The organism is Mycoplana ramosa, assembly GCF_041930185.1.
In the GTDB taxonomy this organism is placed as follows: Bacteria; Pseudomonadota; Alphaproteobacteria; order Rhizobiales; family Rhizobiaceae; genus Mycoplana; species Mycoplana ramosa.
This window is the reverse complement of record NZ_JBHEEW010000001.1, coordinates 366,859-379,606: the sequence shown is the minus strand read 5'-3', so window position 1 is coordinate 379,606 and position 12,748 is coordinate 366,859. Positions and strand designations below refer to the sequence as shown.

At 64.2% G+C, this 12,748-nt stretch carries 12 protein-coding genes and 1 riboswitch; of the genes, 6 read left to right on the top strand and 6 right to left on the bottom strand.

Annotation, left to right across the window (positions count from 1 at the left end; genetic code table 11):
• Positions 1-2: 2 nt before the first annotated feature.
• Together crcB and JNC62_RS01720 are read right to left on the bottom strand one after the other, a co-directional pair.
• Positions 3-389: a fluoride efflux transporter CrcB gene (gene crcB, locus JNC62_RS01725; RefSeq protein ID WP_374835344.1), complete on the bottom strand. Its 387-nt coding sequence runs from the start codon at positions 387-389 to the stop codon at positions 3-5.
• 89 nt (positions 390-478) lie between these two features.
• Positions 479-540, bottom strand: a riboswitch (Fluoride riboswitch).
• 60 nt (positions 541-600) lie between these two features.
• Complete coding sequence (locus tag JNC62_RS01720) at positions 601-1,152, bottom strand: HdeD family acid-resistance protein (RefSeq protein WP_374835342.1); 552 nt, start codon at positions 1,150-1,152, stop codon at positions 601-603.
• A gap of 151 nt (positions 1,153-1,303) precedes the next feature.
• On the opposite strand from JNC62_RS01720, the gene betI reads away from it, so the two are divergent.
• From betI to betA, 4 genes are read left to right on the top strand one after another with little or no spacing between them, the layout of a single operon-like run.
• Complete coding sequence (betI, locus tag JNC62_RS01715) at positions 1,304-1,906, top strand: transcriptional regulator BetI (RefSeq protein ID WP_374835340.1); 603 nt, start codon at positions 1,304-1,306, stop codon at positions 1,904-1,906.
• Positions 1,903-3,432: a choline-sulfatase gene (betC, locus tag JNC62_RS01710; protein WP_374835338.1), complete on the top strand. Its 1,530-nt coding sequence runs from the start codon at positions 1,903-1,905 to the stop codon at positions 3,430-3,432. Before betI ends, betC begins: the two co-directional genes overlap by 4 nt.
• A 1-nt stretch (position 3,433) precedes the next feature.
• Positions 3,434-4,897 (top strand): betaine-aldehyde dehydrogenase, encoded by a 1,464-nt coding sequence (gene betB / locus JNC62_RS01705; RefSeq protein WP_374835336.1) that lies wholly within the window; start codon positions 3,434-3,436, stop codon positions 4,895-4,897.
• A 58-nt stretch (positions 4,898-4,955) separates the two neighbouring features.
• Positions 4,956-6,608 carry a choline dehydrogenase gene (betA, locus tag JNC62_RS01700; protein ID WP_374835657.1) on the top strand — a complete coding sequence of 551 codons (1,653 nt, stop codon included), beginning with the start codon at positions 4,956-4,958 and terminating at the stop codon, positions 6,606-6,608.
• 43 nt (positions 6,609-6,651) lie between these two features.
• Here betA and JNC62_RS01695 read toward each other — a convergent pair whose 3' ends face one another.
• From JNC62_RS01695 to JNC62_RS01680, 4 genes are read right to left on the bottom strand one after another with little or no spacing between them, the layout of a single operon-like run.
• On the bottom strand, positions 6,652-7,683 hold the full coding sequence (locus JNC62_RS01695; RefSeq protein ID WP_374835334.1) for a sulfate/molybdate ABC transporter ATP-binding protein: 1,032 nt from the start codon (positions 7,681-7,683) through the stop codon (positions 6,652-6,654).
• Positions 7,684-7,698: 15 nt separating this feature from the next.
• Entirely contained in the window at positions 7,699-8,553 is an 855-nt protein-coding gene (cysW, locus tag JNC62_RS01690; RefSeq protein WP_374835332.1) for a sulfate ABC transporter permease subunit CysW, read from the bottom strand.
• The gene (gene cysT / locus JNC62_RS01685; RefSeq protein WP_374835330.1) at positions 8,543-9,403 is read right to left on the bottom strand and encodes a sulfate ABC transporter permease subunit CysT; all 861 of its coding nucleotides are present in this window, start codon (positions 9,401-9,403) and stop codon (positions 8,543-8,545) included. Before cysT ends, cysW begins: the two co-directional genes overlap by 11 nt.
• A gap of 6 nt (positions 9,404-9,409) precedes the next feature.
• A complete protein-coding gene (locus JNC62_RS01680; RefSeq protein ID WP_374835328.1) occupies positions 9,410-10,429 on the bottom strand; it encodes a sulfate ABC transporter substrate-binding protein in 1,020 nt (339 codons plus the stop codon).
• Positions 10,430-11,007: 578 nt separating this feature from the next.
• Between JNC62_RS01680 and JNC62_RS01675 the strand changes: the two genes are divergently transcribed.
• Positions 11,008-11,754, top strand: coding sequence for a phosphoadenylyl-sulfate reductase (locus JNC62_RS01675; protein WP_374835326.1), 747 nt, complete (start codon positions 11,008-11,010; stop codon positions 11,752-11,754).
• A 39-nt stretch (positions 11,755-11,793) separates the two neighbouring features.
• The gene (cysD, locus tag JNC62_RS01670) at positions 11,794-12,747 is read left to right on the top strand and encodes a sulfate adenylyltransferase subunit CysD (protein ID WP_374835324.1); all 954 of its coding nucleotides are present in this window, start codon (positions 11,794-11,796) and stop codon (positions 12,745-12,747) included.
• The last annotated feature ends 1 nt before the right edge of the window (position 12,748 follow it).

Sequence of the window (12,748 nt, the reverse complement as noted above, 5' to 3'; positions counted from 1 at the left end):
CTTCACGGCAGGCTGACCCAGGCGACCCGCGCGAGGAACAGTCCGGCTGCGATGGCGCACAGTGACAGGATGACGCTCGCAAGCACGTAGGCGAGCGCCAGCCCCAGGTTCCCCCGCTCCCACAAGAGCGCGGAATCGAGGGCGAACGCGGAAAAGGTGGTAAAGCCGCCGAGCACGCCGGTCGTGAGAAGCAGGCGCAACTCCTGCGGCAGGTGGCCGCGAAACGCAAAGAAGCCGGCCAGCAGGCCCATCGTCAGACAGCCCGTGACGTTTATGGCAAGCGTACCGAGCGGAAAGCCGTTGCTGGAAATTCGAGCGGCCAGCACGTTGATGCCGTGCCGACCGGCACCGCCGATCCCCGCGCCTAGAAAAACAATGAGATAATTCATATCGCTACCTTTCCACAATGTGGCGGCAACGGAAACCACCCGGCAACGGCTGCCTTTTGCACGTCCCTGCCGGGCGACCTTCCGGTCCACCCCTGGCAGGAGCTATCAGCCGATGCGGCGGTTGTCGGGGAGCTCCATCCCCATCCCACGCGCTCTTCGTAACGCGAACGGCGCGACGCTGTCAAACCGACACAAGGCCGCGCGCGAAAGACTAAACCTTGCGCAGTGCCAGACCGAAGAAGATGAGCGCCCACCCCTGCATCGCCAGGTCGAAGGCGAGGAACAGGCCGAGCAGCCACAGGCTGTTGACCGGCCAGCCGATCAGAAACACGATGCCGGCCAGCGCGGTGACGATGCCGCCCGCCAGCAGCCAGCCCCAGCCGCTTTCGTCGCGCGAACGCATTGCCACCCAGATGCGAAAGAGCCCCGAGACAAGCAGGGCACAGGCCATGAACAGCGTCAGAACTTTCGAGGTGAGGACCGGGTTGGTGAAGGCAAGCACGCCGGCGGCCAGATAGAGCAACGCGCTCAGCACCCAGTAGATCGTATCTTTCCAGCCCTTCACCTGAAAGGCGTGCGCCAGATACACGCATCCGCCGATGATCATCAAGATACCGACGTAATAGACCGTGGCCACCGTTGCCCAAAGAAGGTTGCCGGCGGCGAGCAGGCCAAAGGCAAGGAGGGCAACGCCGAGAGCGACGAACCAGCCCCATTTGCCGCGCACTTCGGAGAGACGAGGTATTCCCGAACTAACAGCCATGACTTACCCCCAGACAGTCGAACGAGAAGCATTGATGGTACCACGAAATCGCCGGTTGTCATCGTCGCCGGCTGCGGGCGTGGGCCAGGTCAAGTTTTTTGTTGATTGGCCGATCAATTAAAATTAACCTGCCGCATGAGGAGGATGGACGATGCCGAAGGTTGGAATGGAGCCGGTGCGCCGCAAGGCGCTGGTGGATGCGACGCTCAAGGCAGTCGGCGATCACGGCTCGTTGGCCGTCACCATGTCGGAGATCGCGCGGCACGCGGGCGTCTCGCCGGCGTTGGCGCATCACTATTTCGGCTCGAAGGAACAGCTTCTCATCGCCACAATCCGGAGTCTTCTCCAACAGTTGCGCGCAGACGTGGTCAAAGCGATACAATCCGTTCAGGCACCGCGTGAGAAACTTTCGGCAATCATCCGCGTCAGCTTCCACTCGGACCAGTTCAGGCCGGAGACGATCGCCGCCTGGCTCGCCTTCTACGCCGATGCGCAGCGTTCGGAGGAGACACGCCGGCTGCTGGTTCTCTATGCCCGGCGGCTACGCTCGAACCTCGTGGCCAACCTGAAGCGGCTTTGCCCGGCCGATGACGCAGTTCGCATCGCCGAAGGCGCCGCCGCGATGATCGACGGCCTCTATATCCGACAGAGTCTGAGGTCCGCCCCGATCAGCATCGATTCCTCGATCGCGCTGACGGAGGATTACCTGACTGCACATCTGCGCCCCTTCATGGCGCCCGGAGCACGAGCGTGACCGCCAGAAAACCGAACATCCTGATCATCATGGTCGACCAGCTGAACGGAAAGCTGTTTCCGGACGGCCCGGCGGACTGGCTGCATGCGCCGCACATGAAGGCGCTGGCGAAGCGCTCGGCGCGGTTCCGCAACAATTACACATCCTCACCGCTCTGCGCCCCCGCCCGCGCCTCGTTCATGGCCGGGCAGTTGCCGAGCCGCACGCGGGTCTACGACAACGCCGCCGAATACGTCTCCTCGATCCCGACCTTCGCCCATCACCTGCGCCGCGCCGGCTATTACACGGCACTATCCGGGAAGATGCACTTCGTCGGCCCGGACCAACTGCACGGCTTCGAGGAGCGGCTGACGACCGACATCTATCCGGCCGACTTCGGCTGGACGCCGGACTACCGCAAGCCCGGCGAACGGATCGACTGGTGGTATCACAATATGGGCTCGGTGACCGGCGCCGGCGTCGCCGAAATCACCAACCAGATGGAGTATGACGACGAGGTCGCCTTCCTCGCCAACCAGAAGCTCTATCAGCTGTCGCGCGAGAACGACGACAAGGACCGGCGCCCCTGGTGCGTCACCGTTTCCTTCACCCATCCACACGACCCCTATGTGGCGCGCAGGAAGTTCTGGGACCTCTACGAGGACTGCGAGCACCTCGAGCCGGAGGTCGGCATGCTCGAGAAGCAGGATCCGCATTCCGCGCGCATCCTGCACTCCTGCGACTATGCCAGCTTCAACATCACCGACGAGAACGTCCGCCGTTCCCGCCGCGCCTATTTCGCCAACATCTCCTACCTGGATGAAAAGGTCGGCGAACTGGTCGACACGCTCACCCGGACCCGGATGCTGGACGACACGCTGATCCTGTTCTGCTCCGACCACGGCGACATGCTCGGCGAGCGCGGCCTGTGGTTCAAGATGAACTTCTTCGAGGGCTCGGCGCGCGTGCCGCTGATGGTCGCCGGCCCGGGCGTGACGGCGGGCCTGCACACCGCGCCCGTCTCCAACCTCGACGTGACGCCGACGCTCTGCGAGCTTGCCGGCATCTCCATGGAAGAGGTAATGCCCTGGACGGATGGCGAGAGCCTTGTGCCGGTGATCGACGGTGCCGAGCGCACCACGCCGGTGCTGATGGAGTACGCGGCGGAAGCCTCCTACGCGCCGCTGGTCGGCATCCGCGAGGGCAAGTGGAAATACATCCATTGCGAGCTCGATCCGGAACAGCTCTACGACGTCGAGGCCGATCCGCTGGAACTGACCAACCTGGCGACCTCCTCCGACCCGGTCGTCAAGGCGACGCTGGAGGCGTTCCGCGCCATGCGCGAGGCGCGCTGGGACATGGAAGCCTTCGATGCCGCCGTGCGCGAGAGCCAGGCGCGGCGCTGGGTGGTCTACGAGGCGCTGCGCAACGGCGCCTATTACCCATGGGACCACCAGCCGCTGCAGAAGGCCTCCGAGCGCTACATGCGCAACCACATGAACCTCGACAATCTCGAGGAATCCAAACGCTACCCGCGGGGAGAATGAGATGAGAGCCCAACCGAAAGCCTCGCACTTCATCGACGGCGAATATGTCGAGGACACTGCCGGCACGCCGTTCGAGAGCCTCTACCCCGCCACCGGCGAGGTGATCGCGCGCCTGCATGCGGCGACGCCTGCGATCGTCGAGAAGGCAATCGCCGCCGCCAAGCGCGCCCAGCCGGAATGGGCGGCGATGAGCCCCACCGCACGTGGCCGTATCCTGAAACGGGCCGCCGAGATCATGCGCGAGCGCAACCGCGAGCTTTCCGAACTGGAGACGCTCGACACCGGCAAGCCGATCCAGGAGACGATCGTCGCCGACCCGACCTCCGGCGCCGACAGTTTCGAGTTCTTCGGCGGCATTGCCGCGGCCGGGCTGAATGGCGATTACATCCCGCTCGGCCAGGACTTCGCCTTCACCAAACGCGTGCCGCTCGGTGTCTGCGTCGGCATCGGCGCCTGGAACTATCCCCAGCAGATCGCCTGCTGGAAGGGCGCGCCGGCGCTGGTCTGCGGCAATGCCATGGTGTTCAAGCCATCGGAGAACACCCCGCTCGGCGCGCTGAAGATCGCCGAGATCCTGATGGAGGCCGGCCTGCCGAAGGGGCTCTACAACGTCATCCAGGGCGACCGGACAACCGGTCCGCTGCTCGTCAACCATCCCGACGTCGCCAAGGTGTCGCTGACCGGCTCGGTGCCGACCGGCAAGAAGGTCGCGGGCGCCGCTGCCTCCGAGCTGAAGCACGTGACGATGGAACTCGGCGGCAAGTCGCCGCTGATCGTCTTCGACGATGCCGATCTCGAAAGCGCCATCGGCGGCGCCATGCTCGGCAATTTCTACTCGACCGGCCAGGTCTGCTCGAACGGCACCCGCGTCTTCGTGCAGAAGGGCATCAAGGAAAAATTCCTGTCGCGGCTGAAGGAGCGGACGGAAAAGATCGTCATCGGCGAACCGATGGACGAGGCGACGCAGCTCGGGCCGATGGTCTCCAAGGCGCAGCGCGACAAGGTGCTCGACTATATCGGCAAGGGCAAGGCGGAGGGTGCGACGCTTCTCACCGGCGGCGGCATCCCGAACCACGTTCCCGGCGAGGGTTATTACATCCAGCCGACCGTCTTTGCCGACGTCACCGACCAAATGACGATCGCCCGCGAAGAGATTTTCGGGCCGGTGATGTGCGTGCTCGACTTCGACAACGAAGAGGAAGTGATCGCGCGCGGCAACGCCACCGAATTCGGCCTCTCCGGCGGCGTCTTCACCCGCGACATCGCCCGCGCGCACCGCGTCGTCGATCGCCTCGAGGCCGGCACGCTGTGGATCAACACCTACAATCTCTGCCCGGTGGAAATCCCCTTCGGCGGCTCCAAGCAATCCGGCTTCGGGCGGGAGAATTCGCTGGCCGCGCTGGAGCACTATTCGGAGCTGAAGACGGTGTACGTGTCGATGGGCACGGTCGAGGCGCCGTATTGAGGTTAAGCCCCATTCTGACGATGGGCGCATGAAGAAGAAAGATTGGCTGGGGACCGCCATGCAAAACGCAGACTACATCATCGTCGGATCGGGCTCGGCAGGCTCCGCCCTCGCCTATCGTCTCTCCGAGGACGGCAGGAACACCGTGATGGTGCTGGAATATGGCGGCTCGGACATCGGGCCGTTCATCCAGATGCCGGCCGCACTTGCCTGGCCGATGAGCATGAAGCGCTACAACTGGGGCTATCTCTCCGAGCCGGAGCCGAACCTCAACAACCGGCGGATCACCGCCCCGCGCGGCAAGGTGATCGGCGGGTCGTCGTCGATCAACGGGCTCGTCTACGTGCGCGGCCATGCCGAGGACTTCAATCGTTGGGAGGAGCTCGGCGCGCGCGGCTGGGCCTATGCGGACGTGCTGCCCTACTTCAAGCGGATGGAGCACAGCCATGGCGGCGAGGACGGCTGGCGCGGCACGGACGGGCCGCTGCACGTCAAGCGCGGGCCGGTGAAGAACCCGCTGTTTCACGCCTTCATCGAGGCTGGCAAGCAGGCCGGCTTCGAGCTGACCGAGGACTATAACGGCTCCAAGCAGGAAGGCTTCGGCCTGATGGAGCAGACCGTCTGGCAGGGCCGGCGCTGGTCGGCGGCCAACGCCTACCTCAAGCCGGCGCTGAAGCGGCCGAATGTCGAGCTGGTCCGCTGCTTTGCCCGCAGGATCGTGATCGAGAACGGCCGCGCCGTCGGCGTCGAGATCGAGCGCAAGGGCAGGATCGAGGTGGTGCGCGCCAACCGCGAGGTGATCGTCTCGGCCTCCACGTTCAACTCGCCGAAGCTCTTGATGCTGTCCGGCATCGGGCCGGCGCAGCACCTCAAGGACATGGGGATCGAGGTGAAGGTCGACCGGCCGGGCGTCGGCGCCAACCTGCAGGATCACATGGAGTTCTATTTCCAGCAGGTCTCGACCAAGCCGGTGTCGCTCTATTCCTGGCTTCCCTGGTTCTGGCAGGGGGTGGCGGGCGCGCAGTGGCTGTTCTTCAAGCAGGGGCTCGGCATCTCCAACCAGTTCGAGGCCTGCGCCTTCCTGCGCTCCGCGCCCGGCGTCAAGCAGCCGGACATCCAGTATCACTTCCTGCCCGTGGCGATTTCCTACGACGGCAAGGCGGCGGCCAACACGCACGGCTTCCAGGCCCATGTCGGCTACAATCTGTCGAAGTCGCGCGGCAGCGTGACGCTGCGGTCCGCCGATGCGATGGCCGACCCCGTCATCCGCTTCAACTACATGAGCCATCCCGAAGATTGGGAAAAGTTCCGCCATTGCGTGCGGCTGACCCGCGAGATTTTTGGCCAGAAGGCGTTCGATCCCTATCGAGGGCCGGAAATCCAGCCGGGTGCGAAGGTGCAGACGGACGAGGAGATCGACGCGTTCCTGCGCGAGCATCTGGAAAGCGCCTACCACCCCTGCGGCACCTGCAGGATGGGCGACAAGAACGATCCGATGGCCGTCGTCGATCCGGAAACCCGCGTCATCGGCGTCGATGGGTTGCGGGTGGCGGATTCGTCGATCTTCCCGCACGTCACCTACGGCAACCTCAACGGTCCCTCGATCATGACCGGCGAGAAGGCCGCCGACCATATCCTCGGCAAGCAGCCGCTGCCCCGCTCCAACCAGGAGCCGTGGATCAATCCGCGCTGGGAGACGAGCGACCGCTGAAGCGGCGGTCCCCACCGGCGCCTGCCGCGGCCAGCTTGTTGCCTCAGTAGAACAGCTTCCAGCGCGTCGGGCGAAAGGCCAGCGTGGTGCCATTGGAGACGGACGCATCCAGCGGCACCTCGATCTCGACGTGGCACGGGCTCTTTGCCGAACCCAGTTCCACCTCGGCGATGCGGGTGCCCGCCAGGCGGCGGCTCGAGGTGACGGGACCTGACAGTCCGGGCCCCTCCTCCACCAGCGAAACATCCTGCGGGCGGAAGAACAGCCGCGCCTCGCCGTCGCGCTGGGCGGCAAGCCCGATCGACTGGCCGTGGAAGTGCACGGTTCCGTCGATGACCGTCACCGGCAGGTTGGCGCTCTCGCCGATGAAGGAGAAGACGAAGGGCGAGTTCGGGCGATCGTAGACGTCGTCCGAGGAGCCGACCTGCTCGATCTTGCCCTGGCTCATCACCACGACGCGGTCGGCAAGCTCGAGCGCCTCCTCCTGGTCGTGCGTCACGAACACGGTCGTATGACCAGTGCGGTCGTGGAACTCGCGCAGCCAGCGGCGCAGCTCCTTGCGCACCTTGGCGTCGAGCGCGCCGAACGGCTCGTCGAGCAGCAGCACCTTCGGCTCGATCGCCATCGCGCGGGCGAGCGCCACGCGCTGGCGCTGGCCGCCGGAGAGCTGATTGGGGAAGCGCTTCTCCAGGCCGCTGAGTTGCACCATGTCGAGCAGTTCGAGCGCGCGGCGGCGGATCTCGGCCTTGGGCGGGCGCTCGTGGCGCGGACGCACCGTCAGGCCGAAGGCGACGTTCTCCGCCACTGTCATGTGCCGGAACAGCGCATAGTGCTGGAACACGAAGCCGACATTGCGCTCCTGCACGGATCGATAGGAGGCGTCCTCGTCGCCGAAGAAGATGCGTCCCAGGGTGGGCTGCTCGAGGCCGGCGATCAGGCGCAGCAGCGTCGTCTTGCCGGATCCAGAGGGGCCGAGCAGAGCGATCAGTTCGCCGGATTCGATCTTCAGCGATACATCGTGCAGCGCCGGGTAGAGGTCGAATTCCTTGCGGATTTTTTCAACGCGAATTTCCATGTGCGTCTGCTCTTCTCAGTGTTTCTGGCTGGCCGACAGCTCGGAGCCGTAGCGGGTTTCAAGGATCGTGCGCAGCACGAGCGTCAGGAGCGCCAGCAGCGCCAGAAGCGAGGCGACGGCAAAGGCGCCGACGATGTTGTAGTCGTTGTAGAGGATCTCGACATGCAGCGGCATCGTGTTGGTCAGGCCGCGGATGTGGCCGGAGACGACCGAAACGGCGCCGAACTCGCCCATGGCGCGGGCGTTGCAGAGCAGCACGCCGTAGAGCAGGCCCCACTTGATGTTCGGCAGCGTCACGTACCAGAACGCCTGCCAGCCACTGGCGCCGAGCGAGATCGCCGCTTCCTCGTCGCCGGTGCCCTGTTCCTGCATCAGCGGGATCAGTTCGCGGGCGACGAAGGGGAAGGTGACGAAGATCGTGGCGAGCACGATGCCCGGCACGGCGAACACGACCTGCAGGCCGTAGGATTTCAGGACCGGCCCGAGCACCGAATTTGCGCCGAACAGCAAGACGTAGACAAGGCCGGAAATGACCGGCGAAACCGAGAACGGCAGATCGATCAGGGTGATCAGGAAGGCCTTGCCCTTGAAGTCGAACTTGGCGATCGCCCAGGAAGCTGCGAGGCCGAAGATCAGGTTGGCAGGAACGGCGATCGCCGCCACCAGCAAGGTGAGCCTGATGGCGGAGACCGCGTCGGGCTCGCCGAGTGCGCTGAGGTAGGCGCTCCATCCTTCCCGGAAGGCCTGGATGAACACGACCACGAGAGGCAAAAGAACAAACAGCGCAAGGAAGGCGAGGACCGCAAGGATCAACCCCCAACGGACCGGCGCGGTCTCGCTGATCGGGTTCCGGAAGCGTTCATTGCTCATGGCCGAACCTCCGCCTGCTCCAGGCCTGGATGAAATTGATGAGGAAGAGCATCAGGAACGAGATGATCAGCATGACGGTGGCAATCGCGGTCGCCGCCCCGTAGTCGAACTCTTCCAGCCGGATGACGATCAGAAGCGGCGCGATTTCCGAGACGAACGGGATATTGCCGGCGATGAAGATCACCGAACCGTACTCCCCGATGCCGCGCGCCAGCGCCAGGGCGAAGCCGGTGAGGATCGCCGGCGTCAATCCGGGCAGGATGACGCGGAAGATGGTCTGGAAACGGTTGGCCCCGAGCGAGGCAGCCGCCTCCTCCAGCTCCTGGCTGATCTCCTGCATGACCGGCTGCACGGTCCGCACCACGAACGGCAGACCGATCGCGATCAGCGCCACGATGATGCCGAGCGGCGTGTAGGCAACCTTGATCCCGAGCGGGGTCAGCAGGCTGCCGATTAACCCGTTCGGCGCATAGATCGAGGTGAGCGCGATGCCGGCAACTGCAGTCGGGATGGCGAACGGCAGGTCTACGATCGCATCGACGATGCGGCGGCCGGGAAAATGGTACCGCACCAGCACCCAGGCGGTGATGACACCGAAGATCACGTTGACGACGGCGGCGATCAAGGCAGTGGAGAAGGAGACCTTCAGTGCCCCGAGCGTCCGCGCGTCCATGATGAGGCGAACGAAGTCTGACCAGCCAAGGGAAGCGGATCGCCAGGCCAGGCCAGCCAGCGGAATGAGGATGATGAGCGTCAGGTAGGCGAGAGTAAACCCGAGCGTCAGTCCGAAGCCCGGAATGACGCTCGGGGTTTTCCAATGCCACCGCGCAGCGCTGCGGGCGGATGCCATATTTTGTCAGTTCCCCGGCTTGTAGACCTGGTCGAAGATGCCGCCATCACCGAAGAACTCCGGCTGCGCCTTCTTCCACCCGCCAAAGGCCTCGATCGTCACGAGTTCCAGCTTCGGGAACTTCTCCAGGAGCTTCGCATCGACGCCGGAGGGATCCGACGGACGGTAGAAGTTCCTGGCCGCGAGATTCTGGCCTTCCTTGCTATAAAGATACTCGAGGTAGGCGTTTGCAAGCTTTTCCGTGCCCTTGGCTTCGGCGTTGCCCTTGACCAGCGCAACGGGCGGCTCGGCATAGATCGACAGCGACGGCGCGACCACGTCGAACTGGTCGGGTCCGAGTTCCTCGAGCGCCAGCCAGGCCTCGTTCTCCCAGGCGAGCAGCACGTCGCCGATTCCGCGCTCGACGAAGGTGGTGGTGGAGCCGCGGGCACCGGTGTCGAGCACCGGAACGTGCTTGAACAGCGTGGTGATGTAGTCGGTCACCTTTGCCCTGTCGCCGCCAAATTCCTTCTCGGCCCAGGCCCAGGCGGCCAGGAAGTTCCAGCGTGCACCGCCCGAGGTCTTCGGGTTCGGCGTGATCACCTGCACGTCGTCCTTGATCAGGTCGTCCCAGTTCTTGATCGCCTTGGGATTGCCCTTGCGCACGAGGAAGACGATCGTGGAAGAATAGGGCGTCGACTTGTTCGGCAGCAGTTCGCGCCAGTTTGGCGGGATCTTCTTCGTCTTCTCGGCGATCGCATCGATATCGGCCTCGAGCGCCAGCGTGACGACGTCAGCCTCGAGACCGTCGATGACGGCGCGGGCCTGCTTGCCGGAACCGCCATGCGACTGCTGGATCGTCACGTCCTCGCCGGTCTCCGCCTTCCAGTGGGCCGCGAAGGCCGCGTTGTATTGCTTGTAGAACTCGCGGGTCGGATCATAGGAGACGTTCAGCAGCGTGCTCTGCGCCGAGGCGGCTGAAAAGCTGCCAAGCGCGAGGCCGACGCCCAGCAGGGCAACACTCAAACCCTTGGAATAAATAGACATTTTCTACTCCCTCTCATTTGATGCACAAAGTCTATTAAGTTAGTAGAGTTAGTCAACAATGAAATCGAATTCCGCAAAACTCGTTCCCCGCTACGCTCGCGGGGGCAAAACGGTTCCCCCAAACTCCGGCTTCGGCGCGATGAATCTGCCGGGAAAACCCGGCAGCAGGAAATGCGACAGGCACCTCAAGGTCGCCTGCAGAGGCTGCCGATGCCCCCGGGGAAGCATGCGCTGCGGCAATGTTCGGCGGGGCATTGGCTGGAAACTCTACGGCAAGAACGAGCATCGAAAAAGCCGGACCGCGACTGAGACGCAAAATGCGGGCTCAGCGCCCGACCTTTTTTTTCGCTGACGGAAACCGCGCTTGTGAGCGTTCCTCACACATGGACCCGCGGATCCAGGTCGATTTTCCGCTCATTCCATGTGGTTATGAGGTTGCACTGCGCCGACCATATTCTTCCATCGGCCGCTTTTGAGGCGATATTTGCTCTCGCGAAACGACAATAGAAATCCGTATTCCTGTCCATTCGCCGGGTCGGCTGCGATATTTCCGCGGACGACAGCAGGATTTTGTATCGATGGCATCGCATCTTGAAACCACCGCAATATCACTGAGCCGGGAGCTCGGCACCCTTGACCTTGGCGGCCGTCTCGCGCTGGTTGCCGGGGCGGACGGGCGGGCGGTGTTCACCACCAGCCTCGGCATCGAGGACCAGGTGATCACGGCGGCAATCGGCCTGAACCGGCTGCCGATCGAGGTCGCAACGCTCGACACCGGTCGCCTGTTCAAGGAGACGGCCGAGCTGATCGGCGAGACGGAAGACCGCTTCGGCATCGAGATCGTCCGCTTTCATCCGCTAAAGGACGAGGTCGACGAATATGCCGCACGCTACGGGCTGAACGGCTTCTACGAGAGCGTCGAAGCCCGGCATGCCTGTTGCGGCGTGCGCAAGCTGAAGCCGCTGGCGCGCGCGCTCGAAGGGGCGTCCTTCTGGATCACCGGCCTGCGCCGCGGCCAGTCCGGCAGCCGCGCCGAAACGCCATTTGCCGAGTACGACGCCGAGCGCAATCTGATCAAGGTCAACCCGCTTGCCGACTGGGACATCAGAGCGCTCCGGGCCTATGTGGCCGATAACGCCGTGCCGGTGAACCCGCTGCATGCGCGCGGCTATCCCTCGATCGGCTGCGAGCCGTGCACCCGGGCGATCAAGCCCGGCGAGCCGGAGCGGGCCGGCCGCTGGTGGTGGGAGAACGACGAGAAGCGCGAATGTGGCCTGCACGTGCCCGAAGCCGCCATCCCCTCGCTGAATTCGAGTTCCCTCTGAGGCCGACCGGCCGATCAGACTTCTGGAGACGACAAGGAAATGTCCGATATCCGTAACATGGCGGAGGCAAAGGGCGCACAGGCCGCCAAGCCGCCGCTCGATCCGCATCTCAAGGCGCTCGAGAACGAGGCCATCCACATCTTCCGCGAGGTCGCCGCCGAATTCGAACGGCCGGTGATGCTCTATTCTATCGGCAAGGATTCCTCCGTCCTGCTGCACCTCGCCCGCAAGGCCTTTCATCCCGGTCGCGTTCCCTTCCCGCTGCTGCACGTCAACACCGGCTGGAAATTTTCCGAGATGATCGCCTTCCGCGACGAGATCGTGAAGCGCTACGACCTCGACCTGATCGAGCACGTCAACCCGCGGGGTGCGGCCGAGAACGTCACCCCGTTCACGCACGGCTCGGCCCGCTACACCGACATCATGAAGACCGAAGCGCTACGCCAGGCGCTCGACGCCGGCAGGTACGACGCTGCTTTCGGTGGCGCGCGCCGCGACGAGGAGGCCAGCCGCGCCAAGGAGCGCATCTACTCGTTCCGCACCCCCGACCACCGCTGGGACCCGCGCAACCAGCGCCCCGAACTGTGGAACCTCTACAACGGCATGATCAACCGCGGCGAAAGCGTGCGCGCCTTCCCGCTGTCGAACTGGACCGAGGTCGACATCTGGCGCTACATCCAGGCCGAGGACATTCCGATCGTGCCGCTATACTTCGCCAGGAAGCGCCCGTACGTCGAGCGCGACGGCATGATGATCCTCGCCGAGGATCCACGGCTGGAGCTGTTGCCGGGCGAGACGAAGCAGGAAGGCGTCATCCGCTTTCGCACGCTCGGCTGCTTCCCGCTGACCGGCGCCATCCGCTCCACCGCCACCACGCTCGACGACATCATTTCAGAGCTGGAAACCGCAACCGTCTCCGAACGGCAGGGCCGCGCGATCGACCGCGACCAGTCCGGCTCGATGGAAAAGAAGAAGCGCGAAGGGTATTTCTGAG

Bases quoted from the DNA above. Each gene is read 5' to 3' on its own strand.
- JNC62_RS01675 (WP_374835326.1), top strand. From the start codon at position 11,008: ATGGCATCGCATCTTGAAACCACCGCAATATCACTGAGCCGGGAGCTC.
- JNC62_RS01720 (WP_374835342.1), bottom strand. From the start codon at position 1,152: ATGGCTGTTAGTTCGGGAATACCTCGTCTCTCCGAAGTGCGCGGCAAA.
- cysT (WP_374835330.1), bottom strand. From the start codon at position 9,403: ATGGCATCCGCCCGCAGCGCTGCGCGGTGGCATTGGAAAACCCCGAGC.
- betI (WP_374835340.1), top strand. From the start codon at position 1,304: ATGCCGAAGGTTGGAATGGAGCCGGTGCGCCGCAAGGCGCTGGTGGAT.
- cysW (WP_374835332.1), bottom strand. From the start codon at position 8,553: ATGAGCAATGAACGCTTCCGGAACCCGATCAGCGAGACCGCGCCGGTC.
- cysD (WP_374835324.1), top strand. From the start codon at position 11,794: ATGTCCGATATCCGTAACATGGCGGAGGCAAAGGGCGCACAGGCCGCC.
- crcB (WP_374835344.1), bottom strand. From the start codon at position 389: ATGAATTATCTCATTGTTTTTCTAGGCGCGGGGATCGGCGGTGCCGGT.
- betB (WP_374835336.1), top strand. From the start codon at position 3,434: ATGAGAGCCCAACCGAAAGCCTCGCACTTCATCGACGGCGAATATGTC.
- JNC62_RS01680 (WP_374835328.1), bottom strand. From the start codon at position 10,429: ATGTCTATTTATTCCAAGGGTTTGAGTGTTGCCCTGCTGGGCGTCGGC.
- betA (WP_374835657.1), top strand. From the start codon at position 4,956: ATGCAAAACGCAGACTACATCATCGTCGGATCGGGCTCGGCAGGCTCC.
- JNC62_RS01695 (WP_374835334.1), bottom strand. From the start codon at position 7,683: ATGGAAATTCGCGTTGAAAAAATCCGCAAGGAATTCGACCTCTACCCG.